The following is a 15,673-nucleotide window of genomic DNA, read 5'->3' as shown; positions in this document are numbered from 1 at the left end:
GGTATCTAATCCTGTTCGCTCCCCACGCTTTCGCTCCTCAGCGTCAGTTACAGACCAGAGAGTCGCCTTCGCCACTGGTGTTCCTCCACATCTCTACGCATTTCACCGCTACACGTGGAATTCCACTCTCCTCTTCTGCACTCAAGTTCCCCAGTTTCCAATGACCCTCCCCGGTTGAGCCGGGGGCTTTCACATCAGACTTAAGAAACCGCCTGCGAGCCCTTTACGCCCAATAATTCCGGACAACGCTTGCCACCTACGTATTACCGCGGCTGCTGGCACGTAGTTAGCCGTGGCTTTCTGGTTAGGTACCGTCAAGGTACCGCCCTATTCGAACGGTACTTGTTCTTCCCTAACAACAGAGCTTTACGATCCGAAAACCTTCATCACTCACGCGGCGTTGCTCCGTCAGACTTTCGTCCATTGCGGAAGATTCCCTACTGCTGCCTCCCGTAGGAGTCTGGGCCGTGTCTCAGTCCCAGTGTGGCCGATCACCCTCTCAGGTCGGCTACGCATCGTTGCCTTGGTGAGCCGTTACCTCACCAACTAGCTAATGCGCCGCGGGTCCATCTGTAAGTGGTAGCCGAAGCCACCTTTTATGTTTGAACCATGCGGTTCAAACAACCATCCGGTATTAGCCCCGGTTTCCCGGAGTTATCCCAGTCTTACAGGCAGGTTACCCACGTGTTACTCACCCGTCCGCCGCTAACATCAGGGAGCAAGCTCCCATCTGTCCGCTCGACTTGCATGTATTAGGCACGCCGCCAGCGTTCGTCCTGAGCCAGGATCAAACTCTCCGATAAATGGATCACAGGTTAAGTTCACCGCATCCTGCGGCGACACCTGTGTGACCTGCGTCGTGCAGGCCCTAGTTTGACTGACTACGCACATCGCTGTGCGATTTTTTAAAAACTGAATTAACAGGTACGTTTTGTCTTGTTTAGTTTTCAAAGATCATTTTCACTTCTTGTTGAAGCGACTTTATTAATATAACATTTTGACTTTCTTTTGTCAAATGTTTTTTTGATTTATTTTCCCGCCGCTGTGAGCTTGTTTTCTCAGAAGCGCATCAGCGACGTTTAATAATATAACACGGTCAAGAATCAGAGTCAACACCTTTTTTAAAAGAATATCCTCGGTGATAGACAGCCTGTCCTTTCGTTTCTATCTGGCAGACGTTGATAAGTCCCTTTTCCGTCAAGTAATCAAGCATAACGCCAAGATCTTGGGTAAAGTGCTTTAGGTCATGATGTTGAAGAAGCTCACCGAATTGCCAAATGTCTTTTTCTTTCATTACTTCGAAAAGATGCGCCGAACCGATCTCGGCTTTGGAATGGATGAGAAAATCATTTGCTAAGAATAATAATTCAAGTCTTTTTTCCAGGCTCTCATGACTTTCAATCAGCTCGGAATATAATTTGTACACTTGGGGCTCCATCTGGCGCACTTGGCTCCACACCGTGGTTTCGGGATGGAATCCTCTGTCGATTACTTCAATACGTGCTAAATGATGCAGCGCATGAACAACGGCATTGTAGGCATCTAAAAATTGATTGGCTTCAAAAAAAGCTTTCCCTTCAACATACCTTCTGATTAATTTGCCGTATTCGAGTCCGATCTTCAGTTTACGTTCGGCAAACGGAAATGTATTCAGCCTGTCAATCAGTTCAACTACGTATTCATTACGGTCAAACAAGACTCTGCCATTTACAATCCAATCTATGATTCTTCTATTTGTTCCAAGCAAAATCCATTCTTGAATCTGAGAATCTGTTACCACATGCAAAGAAGCTGTTTGATGATCAAATTCATAATGCTTTATAAAAACTGGCTCATCAGCATCCTTTACAATCACCAGCAAAGCTGCATCAAAGTTATCTGTTAAGGAAGATGTTTTGTTTCTTCTCTCAATCATAATGACAGCCAATGTATTGGGGTGACTTGCTCTTTCTTGGTAAATTGGACGGAGAAGATTTTCCATCACTATTCCTCCAATGCAATTGTTCAAATTTTTTTATTCTCTATTTGATTCAATTCTATGGTTAAAACGAAATTCCTTTTTTCTAAACACATTGAACTATTATAAACAATTTCACAGTAACTCTCCATATGTAAATTCCAGTTCAACCGAAAACATGAAGAAAATCCCATCGGGTTTGTGCTATAGTTAAAACAGAGGGGGATGGACATGGCGAAATACTCCAGCAAAATTAATAAAATCAGAACATTTGCGTTAAGTTTGGTTTTCGTTGGGTTTATCATTATGTACATCGGGATCTTTTTCAAAGAGTCAGTTTTGCTTTCTAGTTTGTTTATGATACTTGGGCTTTTATCCATCGGTCTCAGCACGGTAGTTTACTTTTGGATCGGAATGCTTTCGACTAAAGCGGTTCGCGTCATTTGTCCAGGCTGTGATAAAGAGACAAAGGTTTTAGGAGTAGTCGATATGTGCATGCATTGCCGAGAGCCGCTGACTTTAGATAAGGGATTAGAAGGAAAAGAATTTGATGAGTCTTATAATAAAAAGAAAATGTCGAAATAAAATAAGCTGACCGTTTCGTGCGGTCAGCTTATTTTTAATGATTTTCTTTTTTCGAACACTCTTGGCAGACGCCGTAAATTTCTAAACGGTGGTGGCTTACCTTGAAGCCCGTGACGTGGGCAGCGAGCTGCTCCACTTCATCAAGGCCCGGGTAGTGGAAGTCCACAATTTTACCGCAGTTTTCGCAAATCGCGTGATAGTGATCGGATGTGACAAAATCGAATCTGCTGGAAGCATCACCGTATGTGAGCTCTTTTACCAAACCTGATTCCCGGAACACACGCAAATTGTTATATACCGTCGCTACGCTCATGTTAGGAAATTTCCCTTCCAGAGCTTTATATATATCGTCCGCTGTTGGATGAGCCATAGAGTTAACGAGATATTCCAGAATCGCATGACGTTGAGGAGTAATGCGAACTCCGGTTTCCTTCAACGTTTCTAAGGCTTCTTTTAGTTCATGTGCAGCCATCCGTCATGCACCTCTCTTCTAAAAAAAATTCTTACATTGTAATGTTTATAATTAGTGTAACTCTTTCTACGATAATTTGTCAATTGATATCAGGGTAAAAGTAAGCATAGGCTCATAGAGATTTACTTTTCAGACATATCTTTGAGGGTTTGAAGCGCTTCGGCTACATGGTCCTTTACTTTTACTTTTCTCCATTCTTTAATGAGCCGGCCTTCTTTATCAATTAAAAAAGTGGAACGCTCGATTCCCATATACTCTTTTCCGAAGTTTTTCTTCAGCTTCCACACATCAAATGCTTCCGCCAGCTTATGCTCGTCATCAACAAGAAGCAGAAATGGAAGGTTATGCTTCTCTTTAAATTTTCCGTGTTTTTCCTGGCTGTCCGGGCTGACGCCGATAATGACGGCATCCAGTTCGGCGAAGCTTTCGTGACTGTCCCGAAAATCGCATGCTTCAGTTGTACATCCCGGTGTCATGTCCTTTGGATAAAAATAAAGCACGATGTACTTTCCTTTATAATCCGATAATTTTACTGTTTCCCCATGATCACCTTTTAACTCAAGATCAGGCGCTTTTTGTCCGATTTCTATAGTCATTACGTTACCTCCGGATGTTTTTTTATTAAGCGTATCCAATTCTTGTCCAGATTACAACCATCTCAGCTGAATCTGAAGCCCGAAGCCATTGTTCTTGTTCGGAAGCATGCTACAATAGAAAGGACGCATGGAGATATAGGAGGTTTTTATTCTTGCATACAAAATCAATTGAACTTCACAATGAGGCATTACAGCACATTGTCGGCGGTGTAAACAGCCCGTCTAGATCATATAAAGCAGTCGGCGGCGGTTCTCCTGTTGCAATGGAGAAAGCAAGCGGCGCTTATTTTTGGGATGTGGACGGCAACAAATACATCGATTATTTAGCGGCGTACGGTCCGATTATTACAGGACATGCCCATCCGCATATTACAGAAGCGATTAAAAAAGCAGCAGAGAACGGTGTATTGTATGGAACACCAACGAAACACGAGGTTACATTTGCAAAAATGCTCAAAGAAGCCATTCCCGCTATGGACAAAGTAAGATTCGTCAATTCGGGTACAGAAGCCGTTATGACGACCATCCGCGTGGCTCGCGCATATACAGGCCGGACAAAAATCATTAAATTTGCGGGCTGCTATCACGGGCATTCGGACCTTGTGCTTGTCGCCGCAGGCTCCGGCCCGTCTACTCTCGGCACACCAGACTCAGCCGGTGTACCGAAAAGCATTGCAAACGAAGTGATCACAGTACCATTTAATGATATCGATAGCTATAAAGCAGCTCTTGAAAAATGGGGCAGTGAAATCGCGGCGGTTCTCGTTGAACCGATTGTCGGCAACTTCGGTATCGTGGAGCCGAAAGAGGGCTTCTTAGAACAAGTAAATGAATTAACACATAATGCAGGGGCTCTCGTTATTTACGATGAAGTCATTACGGCTTTCCGCTTTATGTATGGCGGCGCGCAGGATCTCTTACAGGTGAAACCAGATTTAACAGCACTCGGGAAAATTATCGGCGGCGGACTTCCGATTGGGGCCTATGGCGGCAAACAAGAAATCATGGAGCAGGTAGCTCCGCTAGGGCCTGCTTATCAGGCAGGAACAATGGCAGGGAACCCCGCTTCCATCCTATCAGGCATCGCTTGTCTGGAAGTGCTCAAAGAAAAAGGCGTGTATGAAAAGCTTGATCACCTTGGCGCTATGCTTGAGGAAGGCATTTTGAAGCACGCAGAAACACACGGCATCACCATTACGGTCAACCGGTTAAAAGGTGCGCTCACGGTATACTTCTCTGATGAGAAAGTGGAAAATTACGAGCAGGCTGAACGGAGTGACGGAGAAACATTCTCTACGTTTTTCAAGCTGATGCTGGAACGCGGAATTAATTTAGCACCTTCTAAGTATGAAGCTTGGTTTATTACCACAGCACATACAGAGCAGGATATTAAAGACACGCTTACAGCGGTCGAGGATGCATTTAAACATCTAAAAAACTAGAATCAAATACCTTGAACAGGAGCTTTGAGCTCCTGTTTTTTTATGGAATCAAACAGCGTGTAAGATTTTGGTCTTTTTCTAGAAAAATAGCTTGAATATTTGTATCGATCCCTGTATATTACTTAATTGTTTAGCAAATAAACTAACCGGGAATTTTAAGGATTAGCCCATTTGCTATGTCACACAATTTACTATAGAAAGGAATGCACGCACAAACCAATGAAACTTGGTGCCCGCATTTTCAAAACCGGGATTGCGATTACACTTGCCCTTTATTTGGCTTCGTGGATCGGGCTTCCCGCGCCGATTTTCGCTGGAATTGCAGCGATATTTGCGATCCAGCCGTCGATTTACCGCTCTTTTCTCATTATTATTGACCAGGTTCAAGCAAATATCATCGGAGCTGTGATTGCCACAGTGTTCGGCCTTATTTTCGGACCCAGCCCGATTATGATCGGGTTAACAGCAGTTATTGTCATTACAATCATGCTGAAACTTAAAATTGAACATACAATTTCAATTGCTCTTGTAACAGTCATTGCGATATTAGAATCTGCCGGTGACGACTTTTTAATGTTCGCGCTGATCAGAACAAGCACAGTCATCTTAGGGGTGCTTTCTTCCTTTATCGTCAACCTTGTGTTTTTGCCTCCTAAGTACGAAACAAAGCTGATTCATAATACCGTCGAAAACACCGAAGAAATTATGAAGTGGATCAGATTGTCCATGCGGCAGTCGACAGAGCATTCGATTTTGAAAGAGGATATTGAAAAACTGAAAGAAAAAATGATCAAGCTTGATCAGACATATCTTCTATATAAAGAAGAAAGAAGTTACTTTAAGAAAACGACTTATGTGAAATCAAGAAAGCTTGTCCTGTTCAGACAGGCCATTATTACTGCAAATCGGGCGCTTGATACATTGAAGAAGCTGCATCGTCTGGAAAACGAGATCTATCATATGCCGGAAGAGTTTCAGGAAACATTGACTGAAGAACTTGATTACCTGCTTTACTGGCACGAGCGGATTTTGATGAGGTTTGTCGGAAAAATCAAGCCGCATGATGACGCGGTTGAAGAAGGCATCCGGTATAAGCAGCTTTTAACAAAGTCATTTTTAAAAAATCAGCAGAATACGGATGAGGAGCTTATTGATTACAACATGCTCAATATTATGGCAAGCGCCGTGGAATATCGCGAGCAGCTTGAACATTTAGAAACACTTATCACAAGTTTTCAAACGTATCATCCGAAAGACTGCGAAATAGAAACAGAAGAGTAACCCGGTTAAACAGCCGGGTTTTTTTATATACAAAAAAATCTTATATCCTTCGTTAAAAGGATATAAGATTGATGTTTTAGTTCAAATTTTGAATGGTAAATAAGTGCTTGTATTGGCTCTCATAGTCCATGAGTTCATCATGGGTTCCGATTTCAATGATTGTCCCGTTTTCCATGACAACAATCTTATCCGCATGGGTGATTGTCGATAAACGGTGGGCGACAACAAAAGTTGTTCTATCCTTCGCCAGTTTGTCCATCGCTTCTTGAATGTAATGCTCACTTTCCAAATCCAGAGCTGATGTAGCTTCATCTAAAATGAGGAGCGGCGGATTTTTCAGGAATACCCGCGCAATTGAGATCCGCTGCTTTTGTCCGCCTGAAAGCTTAACGCCTCGTTCCCCCACCCGGGTCTCATATCCTTCTGGAAAACTCATGATAAATTCATGGGCATTTGCAGCTTTGGCGGCTTCGATTATCTCTTCAAGTGTGGCATCAGGCTTGCCGATCGCGATATTTTCCCGAATCGTTTCACTAAATAAAAAGGTATCTTGAAGCACCATACCAACCTGGTTGCGAAGGCTTCTTGCTTCATAATCGCGAATATCCGTCCCATCAATCAGCAGTCTGCCGCTTGTTACATCATAAAATCTTGGGATCAGGCTGACGAGCGTTGATTTTCCTCCTCCGCTCATGCCGACGAGAGCTACAGTTTCTCCTCTATTTACTTTTAAGGATACATCATGAAGAATATTTTCTTTGTCCTTCTCATATTGAAACGAAACGTTTTGAAACTCCACTCCTCCGCGAATCTGATCGGCCTTTATCGCATTTGGTTTGTCAGTGAGTTCATAGGGCTCGTCAATAAATTCAAACACCCTGTCCATTGATGCGATTGACTGTGTCAAAGTTGTAGAGGAATTGATCAGCCTTCTAACAGGGTTGTACATTCTGTCAATATATCCGACAAACGCGACCATTGTTCCGACTGTCAGCGGTCCATTAATGACAAAATACCCGGCGCACGCTATGACGATGAGCGGCGCCAAATCTGTAATGGTATTAACGACCGCAAAGGTTTTCGCGTTCCAATTCGTGTGGCGGATGGCTTTATCTAAGAAATGACCGTTTTTCTCATTAAATTGAGCCTGTTCATGATCTTCTATCGCAAAGCTTCTGATGACAGGCATGCCTTGAATGCGTTCATGCAAATGCCCCTGCACTTGAGCAAGAGCCTGTGAGCGCTCCCTTGTCAGCTTTCGTAAACGGCCGTAAAAATACTTCACTGATATTCCGTATAATGGGAATAAAACGATAGAGATCAGCGTTAATTTAACGTCCAGTGTGAGCATGATAGAGATTACAATCAAAATCGTCAGCATATCGAGCCATATATTCATCAGCCCTGTGATGACGAAATCCTTTGTTTGTTCTACATCATTAATCACTCGGGAAATGACTTCCCCTGTTCTTGTATTCGCGTAAAAACGAAGGCTCAGTTTTTGTATATGGTCAAACAGCTTAGCTCTTATATCATAAAGCACCTTGCTGGCAGTCCACTGGGCAAAATATTGCCGGTAATATTCAACAGGCGGGCGCAAAATTAAAAATAAGGCGAACATGATCGCCATAATCGTGAACAATGACGTGGTTTTGTCACTGGCCGTGCCGCCTCCTTGAATAATGTCGTCAACTACGTACTTCAGAAGCAATGGGAGAGCAAGCGGAATGGAGAATTTTACGATCCCGATTAACACTGTAACGAAAATTTGCTTCTTATAAGGTTTGACGAATTGCATGTAGCGTTTCATAACCCCCACGGTTGATTCCCCCTCTCTCTTTATCATGATGTGTGTGAGCCCATGTGAAAAACCTGTTGTACCCCGCAACAGGTTTTTACGTAACCATTATTTTGTATAGCGCAAATACCGTTCATACCACATATCGACAAACTCGGGCGCAAACGGTCCCTGACGCTGGTGAATCCAATGGAGCAGCGTATTTAAGTAGTCTCTTAAAATACTGTCGATTTCTTTTGGATAATTCATGGCTTTCCGATGATCATCATATTCGTCTTCATCGAGAATATTGTAGGTCATGTCAGGAAAAACCTTAACATCTAAGTCATAATCAATATATTTAATTGCTTCGCCATCATAGGCAAACGGAGAACTGATGTTGCAATAATAATGAACCCCGTCTTCCCTCAGCATCCCGATGACATTAAACCATTGTCTTGCGTGAAAATAACAGATTGCGGGCTCTCTGGTTATCCATGTCCGGCCGTCTGATTCGGTTACCATCGTCCGGTCATTGGCTCCGATGACACACATTTCTGTACTTTTTAAGATTGTTGTCTCATTCCAAATTCTATGAATCAGCCCGTTGTGCTTATAGCTGTGAATTTGAATGGTTTCTCCTTCCTTGGGATAGCCCATATTTCTCCCCTACTTTCTATAAAGCCCTACAGTTAGTATGTCCAAATTTGCTTACCGACAACGTCTTTTACCTATTATAACGTTACAAATTGAAAAATGAAAATAAAAGAGCCATTCCGGCCGGGGAATGGCACATTCCTGCACTACACAAAGGAAGACGGCTTTTCTGAGCTGCGATATGAACGAATGACCTGCTCTGTCTGCTTTTGAAACATATCCTGTATATCGGCAAGGTGTTTCCGTTTTACCGCAATTTCAGCCTGAATCCCACGCAGCCTTGCATCCCTTTCCAAATGCCGGAGTTCCGCCTCAATTTGTTTGCAGCGGTCGAGCTCTGATTGGAGATCGAGAAGCTTATCCATCGTTTTCATCTGTTCACTTACCAGCTTTTCAAATTCGGTCATCGGTTCCTCCTTCAGCCTGATGAAAGTATAAACATTTCCTCCTTTAATCATTTCGATCTCCATAAAGCAAACCCTTTGACTCATTCTGTAGACCTTCCACAAGTTTTGTCGTTTTTCAAACAGAAAAAAGCACTTCCACCCGAAGATGAAGTGCTTTTTTCTGTTTCAGTGATTAGCTGTTTTGTTGTTTGTTTTGTTCAGCAGATTGGTTTTGCTGTCTTACCTGCTGTGCGTCAGTTTCACTAGCGAATTCAGTGCCGAATTGACCTTGTTGTCCAGCTGATTGCTGGTTTTGTTTTCTGACTTGCTGAGCGTTTGTTTCGCTAGCAAATTCAGTGCCAAATTGACCTTGACCAGCAGCTGATTGTTGGTTTTGTTTTCTAACTTGTTGAGCGTTTGTTTTGCTGAAGTTATTTGAGTTAGCCATTGTTATCACCTCCACGGTCATTAGAATGTGCAGGTGATCGTATAGCTATTCCTCTTTTTTAAAAATTTTTAAACGAGCAGTGAGCGTCCGCCGTCAACGATAATTGTCTGTCCGCGGATCATGTCAGCCTTGGAAGACACTAGAAACTCCACAGTATCAACCATGTCTTTAATTTCGACCATGCGTCCCGCCGGCGTATTTTGGCGCGCATCCTCAAGCAGATCTTCTCTATTCGGGAAGTGCTTCAGCGCATCTGTGTCGATCGCTCCGCCTGAAACAGCATTGACGATAATTTGTTTTGGTGAAAGCTCAACGGCAAGATAACGGGTTAAAGCCTCTAACGCTGCTTTTGATACACCGACCGTGGTGTAGTTTTCAAGATAGCGGATAGAGCCTAATGAACTAATGCTGACAATATGCCCGCCACCGTTCTTCTCCATTAGCTTGGCAGCTTCCTGAGCGCAGAAAAGCAATGCTTTCGCATTAATGTTCATCGTCCAGTCCCAGTGTGTTTCTTCTAATTCCATGACAGGTCTTAGTACTCCTGAAGCGGCATTATTGACAAAAACATCAAGTCTGCCGAACGTTTCATCAATTTGCTGAAACATTTCTTTGATTTTTGCAGGCTGTCCTACGTTTGCTTTTACGACAAGCACTTTAACGCCAAGCTTTTCGATTTCTTCCGCTGTTTCTAATGCTGCTTTTTTGCTGCGTGCATAGTTAATGACGATGTTATAGCCGTTCTCAGCAAGTCTGATCGCGGCCGCTTTTCCGACACCGCGGCTGCTTCCTGTTACGAGTGCACATTTATTTTGTTCCATTTTTCCTCATCTCCTTGTAGCGTATAGTTCTTTTATTTCCACAAACAATAATGGCAAGAACTTTAAAGGGGGTCTTCTGTTATGTATGTCGGACGTGATATGAGCGAATTGAACATGGTTTCCAAAAAAGATTGGAAGAACAGTGAACTCGCTTATTTTCATCATGCCTTTCAGCAAATTATGCCTTATTTGAACGAAGAAGGCCAATCAAAATACCGGGAATTAACGCAAGAAATTGAAGCGCGCGGCGGAATGAAGCGCAATGAAGCGGACTACAGCCACGGCACGCGCGTCTCTTACGATTAAGAATGGTTTACGGAGCAGCCGAGATGGCGGCTGCTTCTCCTGCCATCTTCCAGATTTTTTGATGTGACACCGGGAACGCAAATTGTTCGAGCTCTTCTTTCGTTACTTTTTTCAGCTTGCTGGTATCCGACACTTGTTTTACTTTACCGAAAAACACTGAAATATTCCATACCAGGTGGGTGAAAACATGCTCGACTACACCTTGCAGATCACTGATATCAGCTTGTATGCCATATTCGTTTTCTAAGAAAGCAATGAGCTGTTCACGCTCAGTTTTGATCCCTTTTTGTGTTTCAAGATTCGGGAATTCCCACAGGTTGGCGAGCAAACCTTTAGACGGCCGTTTGTGGATATACACTTGTCCGTCTTCATCAGTCAGTACGATCGCGGCCATGGTTTTGATCCCGGGCTTTTTCTTTTTGCTTTTTACCGGAAGCTCCCGTTCAGTGCCTTCTTCAAATGCTGAGCAATGCTGCTGAACCGGGCAAAGCAGGCATGAGGGTGATTTTGGCGTACAGATCAAGGCTCCAAGCTCCATCAAGCCCTGATTAAATTCAGATGGTTTTTCTTTGGAAATAAAAGCTCGTATGGCGTCTTCAAAGATCGTTCTTGTTTTTGGTTTGGCAATATCATCCCAAATAGATAGAATCCTGGACATGACACGCATCACATTTCCGTCAACCGCGGGAATGGGTTTATTGTAGGCAATGCTGAGCACCGCTCCCTTTGTATAAGGGCCGACGCCTTTTAACCCGCCAAAATCTTTCTCGTCTGGAGGAACAATGCCGCCGTATTCCTGTTTCACTTCTTTTACCGCGCTTTGCAGGTTTCTGACTCGCGAATAATAGCCGAGCCCTTCCCATGCTTTCAGCACCTTTTCTTCATCAGCATCAGCGAGCGCTTCCACTGTCGGGAATTGTTCTACAAACCGGAGAAAGTAAGGAATCACTGTCTCTACTCTCGTTTGCTGCAGCATCACTTCAGATACCCACACCTTATATGGATCTTGGTCCTCTCTCCACGGCAAAACGCGCTGCTCTCGTTCAAACCATGAGATTAAATCATCGCGAAATTGCTGTATGTCTTTTTGTTTTAATTTGTCTTCAAGTACGTTCATATGTGTTTCTCCCCAGTCTTTCGCGCCCCGCTTTTCTTTAGACTGTTTTTTGTTGTACACTAAGGGCACAGTACGATAATATGTTACATTAAATAGTAATAAAGAAAAAGCGGAAACATATGAGAACGATTGAATCAGTTTAAAAATTGGGTATATGAAAATGGGGAATTTCTTACAAAGTGAATGTGCAGGATCACCCTGCAAGGAGGTCACCTATGGATACGGGCACACATGTCGTTATGGGCATCGCACTGGGCGGTATTGCGACGCTTGATCCTGTTGTCGGATCAGATCCGGCAATGGCTCACGCTGTTATGATCGCAACGCTTGCGGGCTCTCAGGCTCCGGATATTGATACTGTGTTAAAGCTTAAAAACAATGCTGTTTATATAAGGAATCACAGAGGATTTACCCATTCAATTCCCGCCGTTTTGTTTTGGTCTGTCATCATCCCGGCGATTCTGTATTTATTTTATCCTCAGGCCGATTTTCTGCACCTGTGGCTGTGGACACTGCTGGCAGTCGTTCTGCATGTCTTTGTTGATATATTCAACGCCTATGGAACACAAGCCATTCGTCCGTTTTCGAAAAAATGGGTTGCGCTCGGGCTGATTAATACGTTTGATCCGTTTATTTTTATCAGCCATCTGGCAGCTATCGCGATTTGGTATGCAGGCGGGAGTCCCGGCATCACGTTTCTCAGCTTATATATCATATTGGTAGGCTACTACTTGGTGCGCCTGATCATGCAGCTGAGAATTAAACGGAAGCTTCATGAGATGATTCATGATGAGATCGAAAGCATTATTATTTCTCCAACGATGAAATTCAGGCAATGGCGAATCGCAGTGACGACAGCACATGCTTTCTATGTAGGAAGAAGCATGGAAGGACATGTCGTGATTCTGGATACATTTAATCGGGTGCCTGTTCCTGAAACCGATGTAATGCATGCGGCAAAGCAGGATGATAACATCGCGGCGTTTCTGTCCTTTTCTCCGGTATACCGGTGGGAAGTGGATACGTTTAAAGATCATTATGAGGTGAGATTTATCGACCTGCGTTATCGGAGCAAAGGCCATTATCCGTTTGTCGCAATTGTTCATATCGGCCATGATCTCACGATTCGTTCATCCTATACGGGATGGATATTCAGCGAAGAAAAACTTCAGAAAAAATTAAAGCTCGGCTCTATATAGAGCCGGGCTTTTTACGTCTTATATAAAAAACAGCAAGCAGCAGACTGACGAGAGATATGATCGCCGATATTTTGAAGTATGGCGGATAGTAAGTCAGCTCAATGTGATTGTCTCCCTTTTGCGCCTTGAAGCCTATAAAAGCATAATCCGCTTTTTCGATCTTCTGTGTTTTTCCGTTGATCTTCAGCTCCCAGCCTTTTTCATATGGGATCGGAAGCATGATGTACTGGTCTTTTGACAGATGATAGGAAAAGGTCAGTCGATTTTTGTTCCAATTCAGTTTGTCTGCTTTCTCTGTTTTATTTTGCATTACAGCGTTTTTCAGCGTTTGGTAATTTTCTTCATAGAGCGCTATGTTTCTCAGCTCATAGGTTCCTTTCGGAAGATTGATTGAGATATGGCCTGATTTAGGCACTCTTACCGTTATATTATTTACTCCGGTTTTATAGATCGATTTGTTCGATTTCCTTGTTGTGACATAATCATTTACCTTTAATGTAAATCCTTTGTCTTTTGCTTTGCTTTTCAAATAAAAGCTGACATAGTAGTCTCCCGGAGCGGATGATGGCTGTTTCGGGGTGATGATCAGCTCTCCTCCGTTTTCTCCAGTTACGGTTAGCAGCCCGTTTTGATACTGGGCTTGTTTTGCGGTGATGTCCGACTTGGTGATCAAATTGGACGGTTTTGGTGTCTGCTCCGTTTTTCCTGATGGATCTTTTAATATAATTCCTTTCAGCATCGCCTGTTCTTTCGCAAGAGCGGGCAATCGGTCCAGCTCACTTTCGCTGTATATGGCATCCGCTGTTTTAACGAATGGAAGCATGTACTGATTCTCATAAACTGCATAATGCTCTGTTTCTAAATGCTTTTTGAAGCCGTACGGGACGCTGGCTTCGTTTGTTTTTTCGGTCATATAATATTTGCCGTAAAGCAGGCTGTATAAATTCGCCCTGTCTCCCAATGACGCGTAACGGCTGACGCTTTCCCTGCCCATATCGATGCTTAAATCATTCCAATAGAAGGCCAGCAGATCTTTGTTTAAAATGCTGGAATACGCGCTGAAGCCATTAAATCCGTAAATGATTGGCGTATTATTGCGGACCCCGTTCATCCAGTCGATTCTCATGAGCGGGTCATCGTCTTCCTTCTGTAAACGTCTGATGAGCTCAGATGATTCCCGCCCTCTGTATTCCTCACTTGTAAGATATTCTTTTGTCACACTGTCCAAATCGCCGCCTTCTGAGAGCGCGTATTTTTGATAGGAGTTGGCGACAAACAGCGAAGAAAGAATGATTATACCGTACACAGCCATTTTTGCCCGTTTTTTCGCAAAAGCTGCAGCAAACAAGGCTGCGATTGTCATGAGTAAGAGCAATAGAATACTTTCATTCGCAGGCTTCCATATATCGAGCTTATACCTTTGGATATGATACAAGTAAAGAAGCAGGACGACAGCTGCGGCCGGGAGCAGTTCTTTCCGTTTCAATTCAGACAGCTGTGACAAACCAGCCGCAGCTGCTCCCGCAATGGTAAAGGCCAGAACATATTCAAACCGGTTTTGCGGGGCGGAAAAACCGTTAAAGACGCTTGCCGCATACGGACTGAAATGAAACAGAATAAACAGCAGGCTCAACCCGGCAAAGAGACGAAACACACGGTTTTTGTAAAAAGAAATAATAAACAAAAACAGCAGAAAAGCGGCCGGCACAATGATGATCCGGCTCGAAAATAAGATATTATCATCGAAATTGAGCCACTCTATTTTCTGGCTGTATGGAGGGCGCAGGTTGTTTAAAAAACCGTATACTACCGGCACAAACGCCGCCGCACTGATGCCAAAAGAAATGAAGCCTGAAACGAGAAATAATCTGATTTGAATCCATCTTTTCTCTTCATGTGGTTCCAAACGGATCAGCCATCTGAACAGCACATAGATTCCGATGAATATAAGGTTTATGTATGCAAAGTAAAAATTGTTGATTAACGTCAGCGAACACGCAACGATAAACCACGCCGGACGCCGCTCTCTAATAATTTTTTCTGCGCCAAGCACAAGCAGCGGAAGCCAAACCATTGTATCGGTGAAAAATTCCCAATACGCTTCGTGACGGAAATAAATAATTGAGACGCCGTATAACACGGCTCCCGTGAACGATGCCGCCCTGTGCTTAAGAAGATAATGAAAAACAGAAGCGGACGTAAAGATGATCAAGCTCAATTTGAAAATACTGATAAAAACAGCTGACTCTGCCCAAAAAAGCGTATCCGTTTCTCCGATCAGCTGGACGGCTTGAAGCAGCCAAACAGCGGCAGACACAGCAAGAAAAAGAAAAGACGCAGAAAAATAATAGCCGAGCTGACTGAATGTGCCGCCGCCAAGTCCGAATGAATAATTGTAGAAAAAATTCCCGTGTGTATATTGGTCAAATAATAATTTTTTAAATACGATCATTTGCGCAAGCCCGTCACCCGGACCTGTCATATACCTGCCTTCCGCCCATTCTTTCACAAAAAAAGCGTGTGCCAGAACGGACACCAGCAAACTGGCCGCATAGATCATGATATGTTTTCTTTTCATATGAATTCTCCAGTCTTGCTTTTAAGATAATAGACACGCAAAAAAAGCACT

Annotated in this window: 15 protein-coding genes and 1 rRNA gene (1 of these 16 cut by a window edge); 5 read left to right on the top strand and 11 right to left on the bottom strand. The window is 43.4% G+C overall.

What is annotated here, in order from left to right; genetic code table 11:
• Both rrnD-16S and ygxA read right to left on the bottom strand, forming a co-directional pair.
• Nucleotides 1–805, bottom strand: a ribosomal RNA-16S gene (rrnD-16S, locus tag BSU_rRNA_22) (it extends 750 nt beyond the left edge of the window).
• A 291-nt stretch (nucleotides 806–1,096) separates the two neighbouring features.
• On the bottom strand, nucleotides 1,097–1,981 hold the full coding sequence (gene ygxA, locus BSU_08750) for a hypothetical protein (RefSeq protein NP_388755.1): 885 nt from the start codon (nucleotides 1,979–1,981) through the stop codon (nucleotides 1,097–1,099).
• A gap of 207 nt (nucleotides 1,982–2,188) precedes the next feature.
• On the opposite strand from ygxA, the gene ygzB reads away from it, so the two are divergent.
• Nucleotides 2,189–2,542, top strand: a complete 354-nt coding sequence (ygzB, locus tag BSU_08740; protein YP_054575.1) for a hypothetical protein — start codon at nucleotides 2,189–2,191, stop codon at nucleotides 2,540–2,542.
• Between the two features lie 34 nt (nucleotides 2,543–2,576).
• On the opposite strand, the gene perR is transcribed toward ygzB, so the two are convergent.
• The gene (perR, locus tag BSU_08730) at nucleotides 2,577–3,014 is read right to left on the bottom strand and encodes a transcriptional regulator (Fur family) (protein NP_388753.1); all 438 of its coding nucleotides are present in this window, start codon (nucleotides 3,012–3,014) and stop codon (nucleotides 2,577–2,579) included.
• Nucleotides 3,015–3,136: 122 nt separating this feature from the next.
• On the bottom strand, nucleotides 3,137–3,610 hold the full coding sequence (gene bcp / locus BSU_08720) for a peroxiredoxin with versatile activity (RefSeq protein YP_054574.1): 474 nt from the start codon (nucleotides 3,608–3,610) through the stop codon (nucleotides 3,137–3,139).
• A gap of 152 nt (nucleotides 3,611–3,762) precedes the next feature.
• Between bcp and gsaB the strand changes: the two genes are divergently transcribed.
• The gene (gene gsaB, locus BSU_08710) at nucleotides 3,763–5,052 is read left to right on the top strand and encodes a glutamate-1-semialdehyde aminotransferase, class III aminotransferase (protein ID NP_388751.3); all 1,290 of its coding nucleotides are present in this window, start codon (nucleotides 3,763–3,765) and stop codon (nucleotides 5,050–5,052) included.
• Between the two features lie 219 nt (nucleotides 5,053–5,271).
• Nucleotides 5,272–6,333 (top strand): hypothetical protein, encoded by a 1,062-nt coding sequence (gene ygaE, locus BSU_08700; RefSeq protein NP_388750.1) that lies wholly within the window; start codon nucleotides 5,272–5,274, stop codon nucleotides 6,331–6,333.
• Between the two features lie 76 nt (nucleotides 6,334–6,409).
• Here the strand turns inward: ygaE and ygaD are convergent, their stop codons facing one another.
• The 5 genes from ygaD to fabL all read right to left on the bottom strand — a co-directional run bounded on the left by ygaD (nucleotide 6,410) and on the right by fabL (nucleotide 10,422).
• Nucleotides 6,410–8,152, bottom strand: coding sequence for a putative ABC transporter (ATP-binding protein) (gene ygaD, locus BSU_08690; protein ID NP_388749.2), 1,743 nt, complete (start codon nucleotides 8,150–8,152; stop codon nucleotides 6,410–6,412).
• A gap of 87 nt (nucleotides 8,153–8,239) precedes the next feature.
• The gene (gene ygaC, locus BSU_08680; protein NP_388748.3) at nucleotides 8,240–8,770 is read right to left on the bottom strand and encodes a putative RNA binding factor; all 531 of its coding nucleotides are present in this window, start codon (nucleotides 8,768–8,770) and stop codon (nucleotides 8,240–8,242) included.
• 143 nt (nucleotides 8,771–8,913) lie between these two features.
• The gene (gene ygaB, locus BSU_08670; RefSeq protein NP_388747.1) at nucleotides 8,914–9,258 is read right to left on the bottom strand and encodes a hypothetical protein; all 345 of its coding nucleotides are present in this window, start codon (nucleotides 9,256–9,258) and stop codon (nucleotides 8,914–8,916) included.
• 88 nt (nucleotides 9,259–9,346) lie between these two features.
• Nucleotides 9,347–9,601, bottom strand: coding sequence for a small acid-soluble spore protein (gamma-type SASP) (sspE, locus tag BSU_08660; RefSeq protein NP_388746.1), 255 nt, complete (start codon nucleotides 9,599–9,601; stop codon nucleotides 9,347–9,349).
• 68 nt (nucleotides 9,602–9,669) lie between these two features.
• Nucleotides 9,670–10,422, bottom strand: coding sequence for an enoyl-acyl carrier protein reductase III (gene fabL, locus BSU_08650; RefSeq protein ID NP_388745.1), 753 nt, complete (start codon nucleotides 10,420–10,422; stop codon nucleotides 9,670–9,672).
• A gap of 81 nt (nucleotides 10,423–10,503) precedes the next feature.
• Between fabL and yfhS the strand changes: the two genes are divergently transcribed.
• Nucleotides 10,504–10,728, top strand: a complete 225-nt coding sequence (gene yfhS / locus BSU_08640) for a conserved protein related to sporulation (RefSeq protein NP_388744.1) — start codon at nucleotides 10,504–10,506, stop codon at nucleotides 10,726–10,728.
• A gap of 7 nt (nucleotides 10,729–10,735) precedes the next feature.
• On the opposite strand, the gene mutY is transcribed toward yfhS, so the two are convergent.
• Nucleotides 10,736–11,845, bottom strand: coding sequence for an A/G-specific adenine glycosylase or DNA-(apurinic or apyrimidinic site) lyase (gene mutY, locus BSU_08630; protein NP_388743.1), 1,110 nt, complete (start codon nucleotides 11,843–11,845; stop codon nucleotides 10,736–10,738).
• Between the two features lie 215 nt (nucleotides 11,846–12,060).
• Between mutY and yfhP the strand changes: the two genes are divergently transcribed.
• Nucleotides 12,061–13,044, top strand: a complete 984-nt coding sequence (gene yfhP, locus BSU_08620; protein NP_388742.1) for a putative membrane hydrolase — start codon at nucleotides 12,061–12,063, stop codon at nucleotides 13,042–13,044.
• Here the strand turns inward: yfhP and yfhO are convergent.
• Entirely contained in the window at nucleotides 13,037–15,622 is a 2,586-nt protein-coding gene (gene yfhO, locus BSU_08610; RefSeq protein NP_388741.2) for a hypothetical protein, read from the bottom strand. The two genes, yfhP and yfhO, sit on opposite strands and share 8 nt — an antisense overlap.
• Between the last annotated feature and the right edge of the window lie 51 nt (nucleotides 15,623–15,673).

This window comes from Bacillus subtilis subsp. subtilis str. 168 (assembly GCF_000009045.1).
Lineage (GTDB): Bacteria > Bacillota > Bacilli > Bacillales > Bacillaceae > Bacillus > Bacillus subtilis.
This window is presented reverse-complemented; position numbering and strand designations above follow the sequence as displayed.